Origin of the sequence: Thiomicrorhabdus sp. 6S3-12, assembly GCF_017571475.1 — a bacterium.
Lineage (GTDB): Bacteria > Pseudomonadota > Gammaproteobacteria > Thiomicrospirales > Thiomicrospiraceae > Thiomicrorhabdus.
This window is the reverse complement of sequence record NZ_JAGETW010000007.1, coordinates 1-15,682: the sequence shown is the minus strand read 5'-3', so window position 1 is coordinate 15,682 and position 15,682 is coordinate 1. Positions and strand designations below refer to the sequence as shown.

Sequence of the window (15,682 nt, the reverse complement as noted above, 5' to 3'; positions counted from 1 at the left end):
ACTGTGACCATTATAATGGATAGAGTGAACAGCCTAAGCAACAGGAGTGGCGATATGAACAAACAGCCTGAAGATTTATCTTCCGAAGAGTGGCAAAGAAAGCTGACGCCCGAGCAGTATGAGGTCTGCCGCTGTGGCGGAACCGAGCGCGCTTTTACCGGAAAATACTGGCAGCATAAGGAAAAAGGCACCTATGTCTGCGCCTGTTGTGGCACGCCGCTGTTTTCATCGGAACACAAATACGACTCCGGTTCGGGTTGGCCCAGCTATTGGCAACCGATTTCCACAGGCGCTATCAAAGAAGTGAGTGATAGCTCCCACGGCATGCTGCGAACCGAAGTACGCTGTGCCAAGTGCGACAGCCATTTAGGACATGTCTTTACCGACGGCCCTGAACCAACCGGATTGCGCTACTGCATCAATTCCGCCTCGCTGGATTTCATTGCCGAAGCATGATGCATCTCGATCAGCCTTTATCTTACCTTCGGCAGCAGCAACAGACTCTGCAACAGAGAGGCCACCGTGCACTGTGCATACTGCAAGGCGATACGAATTGGGCTCAGGCGCTTATTGATGCACTCTGCAGCGATGCCAGGACTCTGGCGATCGGTGATTTTTCGGCGCGGGAAAACCTGCAAGAAGTCGCACAAAACCAGCTCAAGCACTGGTTGGGACAAGAATTCTCCCACGTTCTCGTATCGGTAGCACAAGGACTGCGGGCCGATACCCTCGGTATCGTCTCCGGGATGATCCGCGCCGGTGGATTTTTGATTCTCGTTACCCCTCCCGATTGGCCGGAAATACCCAATCCGGAAAATAAACGCTTTTTAAATTCGCCACTCTGTTACCGGGAACAGGAACCTTGGTTTTACCGCCAGTTAGTCGCCAGCTGGCAAAACGACGTTATCTGGATCCGACAACAGGATGACAAAGCGTTTCTGGTTACGGAGCTGGAATCCGCTCGCAGACTTATTCCAACCTTGCGGGAAAACCATGCCGATGGCGCCGCTACCCAGGAACAGCATCAGGCGATTCAAATGATATTGAAAGTCGCTTTCGGGCATCGCAAGCGCCCGCTGGTTCTCAGTGCCGACCGCGGTCGCGGGAAAAGCGCCGCACTCGGGTTGGCTGCCGTACAGGCGTTAATCAAGGGCAAACAACGGATTGCCATCAGCGCCGCCGCACCTGAACAAACACAAACCGCATTCGCCCATGCACAGCAGTGGCTGGAACGGCAGACGGGTCCTGAATTCAACAAGCTGAAAATTCACAAAGACCGGATCGAATTCGAGTACGGCAATCAATCTAAACAGCTCAAGTTTTATGCGCCCGATTATTTGCATCTCAATCAGGTGGAATGCGATCTGCTGCTGATCGATGAAGCCGCTCAGATTCCAACCCCGCTTCTCGCCGAGCTGTTACAGAAGTACCATCGAACAGTATTTTCCACGACGCTACACGGCTACGAAGGCTCCGGCCGCGGTTTCGAACTGCGCTTCACCAAAACACTGCACAAACTGACTCCCGATTGGACACGCCTGCATCTACTTGAACCTTTACGCTGGAACAGTAACGATCCTCTGGAAAAAGCGATCAACCAGGCCTTGCTTTTACAGAGTGCGGATCAACTGTCGTTCCCGCCGCACACTCAAACCAAGCAGCAACTGATACAGCAGATCGTTATCAAACCGATCTGCAAAAGCGAACTCATCGAACGGTTGCCACAGATCTTCGGCCTACTGGTTAAAGCCCATTACCAGACCAGCCCGAACGATCTGCAGCAACTATTGGATGCCCCGAACCATCTTTGGGCAGCGTACTACCATGACCAGACCGTAGGCATTCTTCTCAGCCAGCAGGAAGGCGACCTGGAAAACGCGCAAAGCCTGCATGGTCATCTGGTTCCGCAACTTCTGAACCGCCAGTATGCTTTTGGCGAAGCTCTGCAAATGCGCTCCTGGAGGCTGATGCGCATCGCCGTCGAACCGCAGTGGCAGAATTTCGGCGTCGGTTCGCTACTGGTTCAGGCATGGCAAGATGCTGCCAGATTACAGCAAATCGATTTCCTAAGCAGCAGTTTCGGCGCCGATTCCGACCTGATCCGCTTCTGGCTTAAACAAAAAATGCGACCTTTGCACCTCGGCTGTAAGCGCGACAAAGCCAGCGGCAGTTACAATCTCGTGGTGTACCAGCCGCTCAAGGATACAGTGCTAGCGCTGGAAAACGTCCGCCGAGAATTCTATCGGCAACTGCCTTTCCTGCTGTCCGATGAGCTCAAAGAGTTGGAATTTACCCAGCTGCGACTGCTTCTTGAAGCCTCGCCAGACGAGCAGCACCAAGATTTTACGCGCTCTCGCACTATCGTCTCACTGTATCTTCAGGGCAAGCGACCTTTCACGACCTGTAGCGCTTTCATTCATCAATTCATCCTGCAGCAAGCAGACTTGCTGACGAAAATAGACGCGGCGCAAGGTGAAATTCTGAACGACAAATTATTGAAACGACTAGACTGGACGCAACTGGCTGAAAAACATCATTTGAATGGGAAAAAGCAGGCAGAACAGGCGTTCAAAAAGGCTTTAACGAAGACGATGGAACAGGAAACGGACAAATAGATCTCAGGCGCTTTGCCGCGCCTGAGCCAAGGAAAATTCCTCAGTTATCGAAAACCACGGTTTTATTGCCGTGAATCAGAACGCGGTCTTCAAGGTGGTAACGCAAACCACGAGCCAGAACGGTCTTCTCGACATCACGCCCCAGACGTTTCATATCGTCGATACTATGCGCATGACTGATGCGTATTACGTCCTGCTCGATAATCGGGCCAGCATCCAACACTTCGGTTACGTAATGACAGGTTGCGCCAATCAGTTTTACGCCACGCTCACTTGCCTGATGATAAGGTCTGGCACCGACAAAAGAAGGCAGGAAAGAGTGGTGAATGTTAATCACCTGCCCCGTGTAGTCCTTACACATCTTAGGCGGTAGGATCTGCATGTAGCGAGCCAGCACAATCACTTCTGCGCCATATTCATCAACCAGACGTTCGGTTTCGGCAAACGCCTTCGGTTTAGTATCCGGCGTCACCGCAACGTGATGGAAAGGCACCTGATACCACTCGGCCATGGAACGCAGATCATCGTGATTGGCGATAACGCAAACCACTTCGCCCGGCAGTTCTTTTTCATGCCAGCGGTGCAGCAGGTCGGCCAGACAGTGCGATTCCTTAGAAGCAAAAAGGGCAATCTTTTTCGGACGATTTGAATCGGAAATAAACCATTCCATCTCAAATTGCTCGGCAACTTGTCTAAAGCCCTCTTCAAAAGCTTCCAACCCACTTTTCAGAGACGATGCCAAAATCTCGTGGCGCATAAAAAACCAGTTATTGGCGGCGTCCGTATGATGGTTGGCCTCCACGATAGTCCCACCCTGATCGGCGATATACTGGGCAACGGAAGCAACAATCCCGATCTGGTCGGGGCAAGAAATCACCAGGCGATAGACATGGCTCATAGTTTTAATTCTCTCTTAAATAAATGAAATGACGACAAATTTTTATCTTATCAGAAAGCAACCGTTTTGCATCCCAAAGGCCCCCATAGCAAAAAGCCCCCGAACGCGCAGACGCAAGCAGGGGCTTGAACGGTGCAGCTTCCTGCGCGGTTAGATGCAAGGCTCTTTAAGAATGACCGTCGAATTTTCCCCTGACGGAATTTCTGTATCGCCGCCGGATTCCGTCCAGGCATCCATGCCACCGATCATATTAACGACATTACCGAAACCCATCTCTTGCAGAGTTTGAGTGGCTAATGCCGCACGACCACCGGATTTACAAACAATCAACCAGTCGGCGTCGCGAGCATCGCGCAAAGCCGGATTGGCACCTGGGTAATTCAAGTCGGCAGCCGGTTCCAGAACACCGCGAGGAATATTGATCGCTCCCGGAATTGCGGAGGTCAGGTATTCACCCGGCTCACGTACATCCAATACTTTATAACCTGCGGCAATCAATTCTTTCGCTTCAGCCACATCTGCGGTTTTGATGTTGGCCATTGCCGATTGAACATAGTCCATTAACCCTTTACTCATCACGGTTTCCTCTTGATATACATGAATTCAATTGTGCATTAATCATACTCAATTTATCCGAAAATTACATAAATGCCTGACAGGTTTTTACGGATTTTTACTCACAACAGGCGGACTGAATCGAGTTTCCCCAAAGTAACGGGAATTATCCGTTATAATCTTGAACTAAATTTTATACCCTGATTAATCAGCTAAATCATTGGAAAATTTATGAAAATTGTCTCTTTCAATACCAATAGTGTACGCCTGCGTTTACACCAGCTCGAAGCCTTAAACCAAGAAATTGCGCCGGATATTATCGGTCTACAAGAGACGAAGGTTCAGGATCATGAATTCCCGCTTGCAGAAATCGAAGCCATGGGCTTTAACGCCGAATTTATGGGCCAGAAAACCCACTACGGCGTCGCCCTTCTGTACCGCAAAGGCATTGAATTAAAAGCGCTTCAGAAAGGTTGGAAAACCGATGGCGAAGACGCCCAGAAACGCATGATCATTGGTGATTTCGTTATGCCGGACGGCAACGAAGTCCGCGTCATCAACGGTTATTTCCCTCAGGGAGAAAATCGTGAACATCCGGTAAAATTTCCGGCAAAACAGAAATTCTATGCCGATCTGATGGCATACTTGAACTCGGAGTGCCGCCCGGATCAGAATATCTCCGTCATCGGTGACTTCAATATCTCGCCGACCGATCTGGATATCGGTATCGGAGAGCAGAACCGCAAACGCTGGCTACGCGACGGAAAAACCAGTTTCCTTCCGGAAGAGCGTGAAATGTGGGCCGAATTGACCAACTGGGGGCTAATCGACACCTTCCGTACCCTTCACCCGGAAGTCAGCGACCGTTTCAGCTGGTTCGACTATCGCTCCAAAGGCTTTGACCGCGAACCGAAACGCGGCCTGCGGATTGACACGGTTCTGGCCACGGCACCCTTGAATGCCAAAGCGGTTTCCAGTGATATAGGCTACGACATCCGCGGAATGGAAAAACCGTCCGATCACGCTCCGGTGTGGACTGAATTCAAATTTTAATTACGCCCGAAGCTGTTAAAACCCATAATCCTAGAGAATTTAAATGTCAGACAAACTCGTTACTTTGGTTCATAAAGAAACCCTGGCTCCAACCATCGTAAGCCTTCTTCTGAAGCCGCAGCAGCCGATTCAATATCATGCTGGTCAGTACATTATGCTTGGCTTTGATTCAGCGGATCTCAAACCTTTCTCCATCGCCGCTGCACCGCGTGAAGACGGTTTGATTGAATGCCATATCCGTGACCATGACAACGGCGAGTGGATGCAACGTCTCTTCGCGCTGCAAACCGGTGACCAGCTTTTAATGCAGGGTCCGAAAGAACAGATGCAGGTGGCGGACAATCATAAGCCGGTGATCTTTGTTGCCGGAGGCACCGGGTTTGCTCCGATGAAGGCGCTGTTGGAAGAGTTGATCAGACAGCAGGCCGGCATGCCGATCGATTTCTACTGGGGTGCTCGCTGCAAGGAAGACCTGTATATGCATCAGCAGATGATCGACCTGAGCCAGAAACACCCGAACATCGAGTACATTCCGGTCATTTCCGACGAGGTCGAGAACTGGAACGGTGCTACAGGCCTGGTACATCAGCAGGTTCTCAAGGATCATCCTCACCTCGAGAAATATCAAGTTTATCTTTGCGGCCCATGGGCAATGCAGCAAACCGCTAAAGCGGACTTTATCGAAGCAGGTCTCTCACCTGATAACTTTGTCGCCTGAACGCGGAGCACAACTGCTGCAGAATCCAAAAATCGGGAAATAAATCGAGAAATAGTGCTATGCGAGTTTTCAATCTCAACCTGAAACCCCGATCCGCTCAGAGCCGGGGCTGGGCAACACGCATGTTACCTCTGGGACAGCTGTGCCTCGCTCTTAACAGCTATGCACAAGAGCCGATTCAGGACAGTGTGTCTTATCTCGACTATACCAGCTGCCTGCAGAAAGCCCTGCTTAGCGAAGACGATACGACCACACTGGGCGACATCCGCAACCGTTGCCGTCAGGTTGATCAACCCAAACCGCTCTCCAGCCGAAAATTGAACGAAGAGGTCACGGAACAGAACCCATTCGTTCTAACGCCGCACAGGCTGAACTACGCCCTGCTGTCTCACTATGCCAACGGTGTAAATGAAACTCCGTTTGAAGAACAGGCCGGCAAAACACTGGCCTACCACGATGAAGAAGTCCAGTTTCAGCTCAGCTTCAAGTTTCCTTTATATAAGGATCTTGTACTGTTCGACAAATCGTTCGATTTTTATGCCGCCTATACCAACCGTTCTTTCTGGCAGTTTTTCGATGATCAGGATTCAATCCCCTTCCGCGAGACCAATCATGAGCCGGAAGTCTGGGTCGAGTGGGATGCCGACTTCGATTTCCCGTTCGAATTCAATCTGCATAAGCTGATGCTCGGCGTCAACCACCAGTCAAACGGCCAGACCAGTATTTTGTCGCGCGGCTGGAACCGGATTTTTCTGCAGGGCTTCCTGCAACACAAAAACAGTTTCCTGAGCTTTAAAACCTGGCGCCGTTTTGATGAGAAAGACGAATTCGACAACAGCTTCAACTATCAGAAGTATCTCGGCGATTACGAGCTCGAAGCCGCCTACAAGTGGAACAAGAACACTTTCGCGATGACTTTGCGAAATCGCTATGACGCCAATCGTTACGGCTCGGTTCAACTGGAATACACTTATCCGATCAATCGTCGCTTAAAAGGCTACGTTCAATACTTTAACGGCTATGGCGACAGCCTGATCGATATGCAGTATTTCTCGAGAAAACTGGGCATAGGCATTGTTCTGGCAGACCGTATTTAAGCGCTTATCGATGAAAAATACCGGCTTCGGTGTAACGCGCTTCTACAGATCAAGGCAGAATTCGACTTTACAAAAGACAAAAAGCATTGAAAATAGAGCATTAATATTAATGAATATGTTTTATTTTGCATGCGAGAAAGAAGGAACTGTCAAAGATATCCGGTCTGCATACCGTGCAAGCTGATATTGGACGGCAAACAACTTGACGGAACCATTGTCGATATCAGTGCTGCGGGCGTAGCCTTTATCTGTCACGTTCCGCCCCTGAGCGCAATCCATCAGGTTGAGCTAGTCGTGGATGACTGGAGTCCTCATTGGGAGCGCCAGCTGAGACTGAAACTGAGTGCCAAAAACCGCTGTAACCGCTTGCGCATAGACCGGGTAGGCTGCCATCTGGACAAGACGCCGGAGGCATTCAGCGAATTTTTCGAAAGCGTCGTGCATGATTCCACTTCGCACAAAGCAAAACGCTTAAGACGAGCTTAAACCCCTAATAACGGCACATTTCTGTCTTATAACCTCAAGTTTCGGAAATTTCTTTATAGGTCAGAACCTGATTTTTTTCCTGTAACTGCTCGATCGCTTCCTTGTACACCAAAGCCGCTTGCGACTCCTGTCCTTCCGCCTCATAACAGCGAGCCAAGGCGTGAAATGTCTCGAGCTGCGGTTCAATTTTAAGACTCTGTTTCAGATAACTTTTTCCCATCGCCCACATCTGACCGCAGCACGCCAAACGCCCCAAAGTTAATAAAAGAATCGCATTGTCGGGCTGACTCTTGAGCCACTTTTCCGCTTTTTTAAGACGATCGAATGCCGGCCCCAGCGAGATTCTCCCGTACTGATAGACCAGACGGTTATCCCACTGTTTGGAAAGCGCCTTTTCGATCAGTTTTTCCAATCCGACTTCTTCGGAAAATCCGATTCGCTGTTCGATATACTCGGACAAGATTTCCGGCTCCAATTGCTCTTTCGAGCTTAGCTCATGCCACAGCGCATCCAACTCGTCGATGTCTTTAGTCACACTGAGTTTTCCGGCCCAAAGTTTGCGTTGCAGAGACCAGAGTTCTTCCCGAACATAAGCCTTGCTGCGCTTGATCTCCGGCATCAGGGATTCCAGCTCACCCCACTGATGCAATTGAATCAACACTTGCGCATATTCCTGCAATACCGTCTGGTGTTTCGGTTCCTGCTCATGCAATGCCTGAAGCAGAGCGAGTGCTTCCCACGGTGCCTTTTCAAGCAACAGACGCGCCTCAACCAGACCGATCAGCATATATTCTTCCGGATAAGCATCCCGCGCCTGTTGCAGATAGCGGTCGCGACGCTTTTCGGCGCCCTGATTCTGGGCCATCTTCGCTGCACTGAGATAATTCACCAGTCCCGTTTCGCTCTGCCGGGCACTCCGAATCAAAGCCTTTTCCGCCTTGTGCCACTCACCGTACTCCAACGCGATCATCCCTTCGGTCATAGCGTCCTGCGCTTTACTGATACGGCGGATCTGACGGTGATTTCGCCAGAACTTAGGCAGATTCCAAAGTATAAAAAGCAAACGAATCAAGACATAAGCGGAAATAAAAAACACCACCACTGCCGCAACGAAAAAGCTCAGGCTGGTTTCGATAATCCATTCGCCCCATGCCATGGACACGATACCGTTGTCATACAGCATGAGCGTCGCTACCGCAGAGGCCAGTAACAGCGCCAGAATCCAGGTCACAACCAGTTTCATACCGCCTCCTATTGATTCACAGCAGCGATTTGGGTAATCAACAACGGCTGACGCTGCCACCCTCGCAACGATTTGAAAGGCACCAGTGCCGCTTTGAACTCGTCGGCAATCTGCGGAGCTTGTCCTGCAACAACCGTCTGCAAACGCTCTATAGAACGTTTAAGCATTGGCTCGGAACCGATCTGCAATGCATAATCCAGACGGTCAATCTCTATCAACAGGCGCTGCTGAATAACTTCGTGCAACATCAAAGCCTCAACATGGCTCACCTGCTCGCTTTGCCGCTTCTGGATTTTGATCAACCCTGAAAACTTCTCCAATAAAGCGCCCCAGGCACTTTGCTCGGCAGGCGATTGCTCGGACTCTCCCTGAAAATCCGTCTTCGGAGCAGACATCTGTTCAATCAACCGCCGTAGAGGAGCAACCGACGGTTTCTGCTGCTGTGTTGCAATCTGCTGCTCTTTAAGCTGCGTCAAATCCTGCTCCAGCAGCAAAGACAAAGAGTTGCCGGTTGCCGCAGGCATCACTTGCAAAGCTTGCTTGAAAGCCAATAACTGCTGCTCGACCTGTTCCTGAGGAACCTGCAACAACCATTGAGTATTAATTTTGATCGCCCAAGTCTTAAGTTCGTCAAGCGACAGTGGCTCAACATTTTTATTTGTGGTCGTCGGTTGATCCTGTTTACCCTCGAGCGCAGCCTGTGCGCTCTGCAACGCCGCCAGTTTAAGTTCCAGCGCCTCGACCCGACTTTCTGCAACCGCAGCCGGCTGATCCGCCGAATCGGACGAAACCTCTGGCACAGGAAGCGAAGAAAGTTTTTGCTCGAATTGTGTTTCCAGTTGCTGTTTCAGCTTAGCCAGACTGTCCGGAGTAACTGCGGTATTCTCCTCAAGGGAAGCTTTGATCTGTGCTACCTGCTTACTGAGCGTTTCAATGTTCTGCAGCTGCTCCTGGCGCGCTTTTTCAGCGTCGGCCGCGATCGCCTGCGCCTGTCTGATTTTCTGATCCAAAGTCTGTAAATCACCGTCTACAGTGGCAAAACGGCTTGATAACCAGCTCTGCTCGCTATAAAGGAAAATTAACGCCAGAATCACCGCGATGGCGAACGCAAAATGCAACAGGACATGCTTAATTCGGCTGATCAGCCCTTCAGCTGGTTTTGCAGCATGTTTTGTCGAGCGATACTGACCCGTACCCTTCTCTTTGCGCTCGGCATTCCGGTCAGCGTCGGATTCAGAAATGACTTCCGCCTCGATAATTTCACTGTCGGATTTATTATTCTGTGTATCTGACATAACTTATAAGCTCCAGATCATGCCCGTAGGGCGAAAAAGTTGAGTGCGCAAGGGGCTTGACCGAGAAACACATAAAGATCTCGTCAAGACCGTTCGGCCTTTACTTTCAGGTTGCTATCAACCTAAAAGTATCACAAAGCCGACTTTTCAATATAGCTCTGTAAAGCGTCCAGAACACCATGGTTGCTCTGTGTCTGCAAAACTTCAATCGGACGTTTCCAGCCGTTTTGACGTAAATGGTCGGCAATCCTTTGACTGAAAACCACCGCCAGCTCCAGAAAATCCCATGCAGAGCTATCGAAAGCACCATATTGCGGGGACACGACAGCCGCTTCCTGCACCAGATTGCGGAAACTTTCATAACTGCTGATCAATAATACAGGATGGGGGCTTTCCTTGAAACGCAACCATTGTTGCAGACAGAACGGAAGTGCTGTGCGACGGTAAACGGGTAGACTGAATACCTGCGCCTGACGCGCGGCCAGTGCAGTCGGCAGAAGGTCGCGACCGCCTTCGCCTTTGACAAGCAGAACCTTGAGCCCCTGAAGCTGTTGCATACTTGGGTGCGCCAGCAGACTTTCGCTGTCAAAGCGATCCTCGGACAGAGTCTGAATCGGCAAACCCAGTTTTTTCCCAGCCTCGGCGGTTGCCCGACCTATGGCCAGCACTCTGGCCGGAGCGTCAGCCTGTTGTGAGAGACTCTTGCTGACGGCTTGACGCCATCCCTGTATCGCATTGACACTGGTAAATATCACCAGATCGTAATCCGCCAGATCCGCCGATACGGAAAAGTCCTGCAACCACTCGATCGCCATGGTTGGACAAGGGATCACCGCGACCTCATGCCCTTGCAGCAGACTCTCAAGTTCCGTCGCCTGATGCGACGGACGGGTATTCAACAGCGTCAGATCCGCAAGCCGGAGCATCACGATCAACCCTTATGCAGATCCGATGCATATACCTCTTGCAGAATTTCTTTCGCCCCCTGGTCCAGAAGCATCTCACCCAACTGAGTACCCAGAGCGTGTGCATCGGATTGCGCTCCTTCCACCTGATTCTGAATAACGGTGGAACCGTCCAGACTCGCCACCAGACCGCGAATTCGAATGCGATCGCCGTCAAGCAGCTCGGCGAAAACGCCGATCGGAACCTGACAGCCGCCTTCAAGACGATGGTTCATCGCACGTTCGGCAATGGTTCGAATTTCAGTCGGCTCATGGTTAAGCACCGAAATAATCTCTTTAACATCTTTATCCTTGGCGAAATACTCGATCCCCAGCGTTCCCTGAGTAACCGCCGGCAAACAGACTTCCGGCACGATTTCATGGCGGATACGCTCGTCCAGTTCCAAACGCTGCAGTCCTGACGTCGCTAAAACGATGGCATCGTATTCACCGGCATCCAGTTTGCCAAGACGCGTTCCGACGTTACCGCGCAGATCGCGAACATCCAGATCCGGACGGATTGCCATCAATTGCGCCTTACGGCGCAGGCTGGAAGTCCCGAGCACCGCACCTTGCGGCAGTTCTTCGAAAGCGACGTAATTATTGGAAACAAAGGCGTCCGTCGGGCTGTGTCGTTCAAGAATCGCTCCCAAAGCAAATCCTTCCGGTAATTCCATTGGAACGTCTTTCATCGAGTGCACGGCGATATCCGCATCGCCGTCCATCATGCGATCTTCAAGCTCTTTGGTGAAAAGCCCTTTGCCGCCGATTTTAGCCAGAGGCACATTCAGGATCTTGTCGCCCTTGGTGGTCATTGGAAGCAGTTCGACTTTCAGTTCTGGGTACGCTTTTTCCAGTTCCGCCTTAACAAATTCGGCCTGCCACATTGCCAGTGGGCTTTTACGTGTTGCGATCCGCAGTGTATCTCTCATTTCTCTTCCAATCTAACCAGTAAAAATATCATCTATGCCGGATACCTCAGCTATGCAAGGCTTCCGGCAGGTGCCATCTTTTTAAAAAAGACCGCTTAAAGTTTTGCCATTTTACTGAAAAACCCTTAAGCGTTTTCGCTAAAATAAAGGGTTACATAGTACAACAATTACACAGACTTGAAAAACGCTTGGGCTAGGCATTTACAAAACCATAAGGCAGACAAACGCTATGTTTTCCATTGTTTCCAAACGCTTACTGTTATTTGTTGCCGGCTTCGCGCTCAGCCTCGGCAGCAAGCCTGTTTTTGCCCAGACAGACGGACTGCCGGAACTGCAGAACCTGCAAACTCTCGGGCAGCAGGCGCAAACCCAACAATTGCCGATTCTGCTGCTGTTTAGCGCCGAATGGTGTGAATACTGTCAGGTTCTAAAGGAAAAAGTCCTGAACCCGATGATTTTCAACGGCATGTATCAAGGAAAAGTGGTTTATCTGCGCCATGTCGGTATTGATGAAAAAGACCCGATACCCGACTGGAACGGCAAACCGATTATTAAAAGCAAGTGGGCCTATCAACTGAACGCCGACCTGACGCCGACGATCGTATTTTTCGATGGCAAAGGCAAGGAGGTCGCGGAGCGCATTGTCGGCATTTCGGAAATCACGCTGTTTGCCAGCCTGATCCATAGCCGGATTAATCAAGCCTATAAAAATATGGGGCTCGACAAGCGCATACCGGCGACTCCGGAGCTTCTGGAAAAACAGAAGGGTTCAAGGTAGCCGCATCCACTCGCCGCAAAGAGCGATCAATTTCATTTTAAAAACTTTGAGCACATTTATGAGCAATCAACACAATCAAGAAAAACTCTCCAGCGCACGCTTCAGCGAATCCACCGACGCCTTTGTTGAAGCTTTTACCGCTTCAATCATGTTCGATAAACGCATGTATAAGCAGGATATTCAGGGCTCAATGGCACATGCCAGAATGCTCAATAAAGTCGGAATCCTGAATGACAAGGAACTGCAAGATATTATCGACGGTCTGGGTCAGGTACAGCAGGAGATCGAAGCCGGTGACTTCAACTGGTCGATCAAGCAGGAAGATATTCATATGAATATCGAAGCCCGTTTGACCGATATTATCGGTATTACCGGTAAGAAACTGCATACCGGACGCTCGCGTAACGATCAGGTGGCAACCGATATCCGCCTTTATCTGCGTGACGAAATCGATCAGATCCTGCCGGAACTGAAGCGTCTGCAGCAAGGATTGATTACGTTGGCGGAACGGGAAGCTCAGACCATTATGCCCGGCTTTACCCATCTGCAAACCGCCCAGCCGGTCACCTTCGGACATCATATGTTGGCTTGGTTTGAAATGATTAAACGTGATATCGAACGCCTTCAGGATTGCCGCAAACGCGTTAACACCATGCCTCTAGGTTCAGCGGCACTTGCCGGAACAACCTACCCGATCGATCGCCATTATACGGCGGAACTGCTTGGCTTCGAACGTATCAGCGAAAACTCGCTGGACGGCGTTTCCGATCGTGATTTTGCCATTGAGTTCACCCATTTTGCCGCGACACTGCTGATGCACATGTCACGCTTCTCGGAAGAACTGGTGCTTTGGTCTTCGGCACAATTCCAGTTTATCGATCTTCCGGATCGTTTCTGTACCGGTTCTTCAATTATGCCTCAGAAGAAAAACCCGGATGTACCGGAACTGGTTCGCGGAAAAACCGGTCGCGTTTATGGTCATTTGATCAGCCTGCTGACACTGATGAAATCTCAACCTCTGGCTTATAACAAAGACAATCAGGAAGACAAGGAACCTTTGTTCGATACGGTCGATACAGTGAAAGGCAGTCTGCGTGCTTTTGCCGATATGGTCCCGGCAATGATCGTTAAAAAAGAGATGACCTACGAAGCGGCGAAACGCGGCTTCTCAACCGCTACCGATCTGGCAGATTATCTGGTTGGCAAAGGACTGGCGTTCCGCGACTCACATGAAGTCGTTGGGCTTGCTGTCGCTCACGGGATAAAAACCGGCCAGGATCTGTCCGAAATGTCCCTGGAGACCCTGCAAGGCTTCTGCGAAAAAATCGGTGAGGATGTGTATGACGTTCTGACGCTGGAAGGCTCTGTCGCCGCGCGCGATCACTTTGGCGGGACTGCACCGAAACAGGTTCTGGAAGCAGTCGGACGCGCGAAAGCTTATCTGGAAACGATTTAAAACCGTCTTTGCTGTAAAAAAACAAAACCCGGAGAATAAAATCTCCGGGTTTTTACTAAGGACGGAAACAAACTACGATCGTTTAATCGTCAAACTGCATAACCGAACGTACTTTCATCTCTTTATAAACAAAACTGTTTAGCGCTTTTAAATCAATCAAACAGGCCAATCCGACAACTTTATAACCCACCTTTTCGCATAGTTCGGCCGCCGCGCCCATAGAGCCGCCTGTCGCAATCAAATCATCCAGTAGAATCAGATTACTGCCGTCGCCTTTCTGCATCTCCAATTTATCCTTACCGTACTCCAGATCGTACTCTACGGAAGCATGGACGTTCGGAAGCTTGCCCGGTTTACGAACTTTGATAAATCCCTTGTTATGTTTGTAGGCAAGAGCGGAAGCAAAAATAAAGCCTCGCGATTCAATACCGGCAATGCAATCGATCTTCGCCCACTCTTCTTCGGAAAAAAGGTCACTTATGGCATCAATGGTTTCATTGAAGTGCGTTTTCAATAAAGGCGATATATCGCTGAAGAGAATTCCCGGCTTTGGAAAATCAGGAACCTGGGCAAGATATTGAGCTAGTGGATGCAGTGACATAAAAGACTCTTTCACAAAAATAAATTAAGTTGTAAGCGATAACAGAAACCTGATATGCTCGAAATTATCCTTATTCTACTCGCTTTGCTCAATTCTGAGAATCGATAGAGAACGTAAATGAGTCTATACAACGAAAACTACGAGTTCAGTTTAAGAAATGCCCTGCCGGCAAACTCCAGAGATCTGGTTGACCATCTGTTCACCACTTACTCTTTGGCAGAGATGCTTGAGCTATGGGAAAGCCGCCAAAGCGACACCGAACTGTTAAAAAGCTTCAAGGTCCAGGAAAAGGAATGGCCTTTGGCGCTGCAAGCCGCCATTATCGCGAAATTCAGCTATATCAACATACAGAAAAACTTTTCTTCCGAAGAGCTCTACTACCTCGTTAAAAGCGCCTGCGCAGTCTTAGGCCAACCACTGAGTGAATATTCGCTCAACGAAGTCATCAGCGCTCAACAGACCCGCATGCCTCTCTTCAGCGCCTGGCTATACAAAGCTGCGCAAATGATCCAGATCCGCCACGCCTAAAAAAGTAACACTCGAAAACAAAAAAACCCGCTTCAGTAAACTAAAGCGGGCAACAAGGGATCTTTTGTAAACGACTAAACCTTAGCCGTTGTTAAAATCATTGTCATTAATGCTCAATAAATTCAGGCTTAATAAACCGCCATCTCCGGAAGTAGACGCACCTGCGTCAGCATCAAGCGAAATATTTCCGCCCAATAGATCACTGACCAGAGTGGTAACCTCGTTCAACAGATCATCAACCTGCTCCGTATCTGTACCAAGCAACTGATCGACTGCATCTGTAACACCATCAACCAGCTGATCGACTGAACCAGCAGTATCGTCAGCTGCATGACCGCCAAGCAGATCATTAACCGAAGAAATCAGATCGTCTTCGCCGGTCAACAGTTGCTGAACATCGGTGGTAACCAAGTTCAGACCGTCGTCCGTTGAAGTGGTGTCGGTTCCCAAAAGCTGATCGACAACATCTGTTACACCGCCAAC

General features: G+C 49.9%; 17 protein-coding genes. 9 read left to right on the top strand and 8 right to left on the bottom strand.

The window, feature by feature from the left end; all coding sequences use genetic code 11:
- Positions 1-54 precede the first annotated feature (54 nt).
- Positions 55-456, top strand: coding sequence for a peptide-methionine (R)-S-oxide reductase MsrB (gene msrB, locus J3999_RS08890; RefSeq protein WP_208127553.1), 402 nt, complete (start codon positions 55-57; stop codon positions 454-456).
- Positions 456-2,615, top strand: coding sequence for a GNAT family N-acetyltransferase (locus J3999_RS08885; RefSeq protein WP_208127552.1), 2,160 nt, complete (start codon positions 456-458; stop codon positions 2,613-2,615). Before msrB ends, J3999_RS08885 begins: the two co-directional genes overlap by 1 nt.
- A 40-nt stretch (positions 2,616-2,655) precedes the next feature.
- Here the strand turns inward: J3999_RS08885 and purU are convergent, their stop codons facing one another.
- Positions 2,656-3,513: a formyltetrahydrofolate deformylase gene (gene purU, locus J3999_RS08880; RefSeq protein ID WP_208127551.1), complete on the bottom strand. Its 858-nt coding sequence runs from the start codon at positions 3,511-3,513 to the stop codon at positions 2,656-2,658.
- A 150-nt stretch (positions 3,514-3,663) separates the two neighbouring features.
- Positions 3,664-4,089: a rhodanese-like domain-containing protein gene (locus J3999_RS08875; RefSeq protein ID WP_208127550.1), complete on the bottom strand. Its 426-nt coding sequence runs from the start codon at positions 4,087-4,089 to the stop codon at positions 3,664-3,666.
- Positions 4,090-4,299: 210 nt separating this feature from the next.
- On the opposite strand from J3999_RS08875, the gene xthA reads away from it, so the two are divergent.
- From xthA to J3999_RS08855, 4 genes are all read left to right on the top strand, one after another.
- Positions 4,300-5,121, top strand: a complete 822-nt coding sequence (gene xthA, locus J3999_RS08870) for an exodeoxyribonuclease III (RefSeq protein WP_208127549.1) — start codon at positions 4,300-4,302, stop codon at positions 5,119-5,121.
- Between the two features lie 43 nt (positions 5,122-5,164).
- The gene (locus J3999_RS08865; protein WP_208127548.1) at positions 5,165-5,839 is read left to right on the top strand and encodes an NAD(P)H-flavin reductase; all 675 of its coding nucleotides are present in this window, start codon (positions 5,165-5,167) and stop codon (positions 5,837-5,839) included.
- A 59-nt stretch (positions 5,840-5,898) separates the two neighbouring features.
- Complete coding sequence (locus J3999_RS08860; protein ID WP_208127547.1) at positions 5,899-6,936, top strand: phospholipase A; 1,038 nt, start codon at positions 5,899-5,901, stop codon at positions 6,934-6,936.
- A 129-nt stretch (positions 6,937-7,065) separates the two neighbouring features.
- A complete protein-coding gene (locus J3999_RS08855; RefSeq protein WP_208127546.1) occupies positions 7,066-7,422 on the top strand; it encodes a PilZ domain-containing protein in 357 nt (118 codons plus the stop codon).
- 34 nt (positions 7,423-7,456) lie between these two features.
- Here the strand turns inward: J3999_RS08855 and J3999_RS08850 are convergent, their stop codons facing one another.
- The 4 genes from J3999_RS08850 to hemC form a co-directional block, all read right to left on the bottom strand.
- A complete protein-coding gene (locus J3999_RS08850) occupies positions 7,457-8,665 on the bottom strand; it encodes a heme biosynthesis HemY N-terminal domain-containing protein (RefSeq protein ID WP_208127545.1) in 1,209 nt (402 codons plus the stop codon).
- Between the two features lie 8 nt (positions 8,666-8,673).
- Complete coding sequence (locus J3999_RS08845) at positions 8,674-9,960, bottom strand: hypothetical protein (RefSeq protein WP_208127544.1); 1,287 nt, start codon at positions 9,958-9,960, stop codon at positions 8,674-8,676.
- Between the two features lie 131 nt (positions 9,961-10,091).
- On the bottom strand, positions 10,092-10,886 hold the full coding sequence (locus J3999_RS08840) for a uroporphyrinogen-III synthase (RefSeq protein WP_243755417.1): 795 nt from the start codon (positions 10,884-10,886) through the stop codon (positions 10,092-10,094).
- Between the two features lie 5 nt (positions 10,887-10,891).
- The gene (gene hemC, locus J3999_RS08835) at positions 10,892-11,836 is read right to left on the bottom strand and encodes a hydroxymethylbilane synthase (protein ID WP_208127542.1); all 945 of its coding nucleotides are present in this window, start codon (positions 11,834-11,836) and stop codon (positions 10,892-10,894) included.
- A gap of 229 nt (positions 11,837-12,065) precedes the next feature.
- On the opposite strand from hemC, the gene J3999_RS08830 reads away from it, so the two are divergent.
- Together J3999_RS08830 and argH are read left to right on the top strand one after the other, a co-directional pair.
- The gene (locus J3999_RS08830; RefSeq protein WP_208127541.1) at positions 12,066-12,614 is read left to right on the top strand and encodes a thioredoxin fold domain-containing protein; all 549 of its coding nucleotides are present in this window, start codon (positions 12,066-12,068) and stop codon (positions 12,612-12,614) included.
- 58 nt (positions 12,615-12,672) lie between these two features.
- Entirely contained in the window at positions 12,673-14,070 is a 1,398-nt protein-coding gene (gene argH, locus J3999_RS08825) for an argininosuccinate lyase (protein ID WP_208127540.1), read from the top strand.
- Between the two features lie 82 nt (positions 14,071-14,152).
- On the opposite strand, the gene J3999_RS08820 is transcribed toward argH, so the two are convergent.
- Positions 14,153-14,671: an adenine phosphoribosyltransferase gene (locus J3999_RS08820; protein WP_208127539.1), complete on the bottom strand. Its 519-nt coding sequence runs from the start codon at positions 14,669-14,671 to the stop codon at positions 14,153-14,155.
- 117 nt (positions 14,672-14,788) lie between these two features.
- Here J3999_RS08820 and J3999_RS08815 point away from each other — a divergent pair, with 117 nt between their 5' ends.
- On the top strand, positions 14,789-15,199 hold the full coding sequence (locus tag J3999_RS08815; protein ID WP_208127538.1) for a hypothetical protein: 411 nt from the start codon (positions 14,789-14,791) through the stop codon (positions 15,197-15,199).
- Positions 15,200-15,280: 81 nt separating this feature from the next.
- Here the strand turns inward: J3999_RS08815 and J3999_RS08810 are convergent.
- The coding region (locus J3999_RS08810; RefSeq protein ID WP_208127537.1) for a hypothetical protein at positions 15,281-15,682 on the bottom strand (402 nt) is incomplete at its 5' end.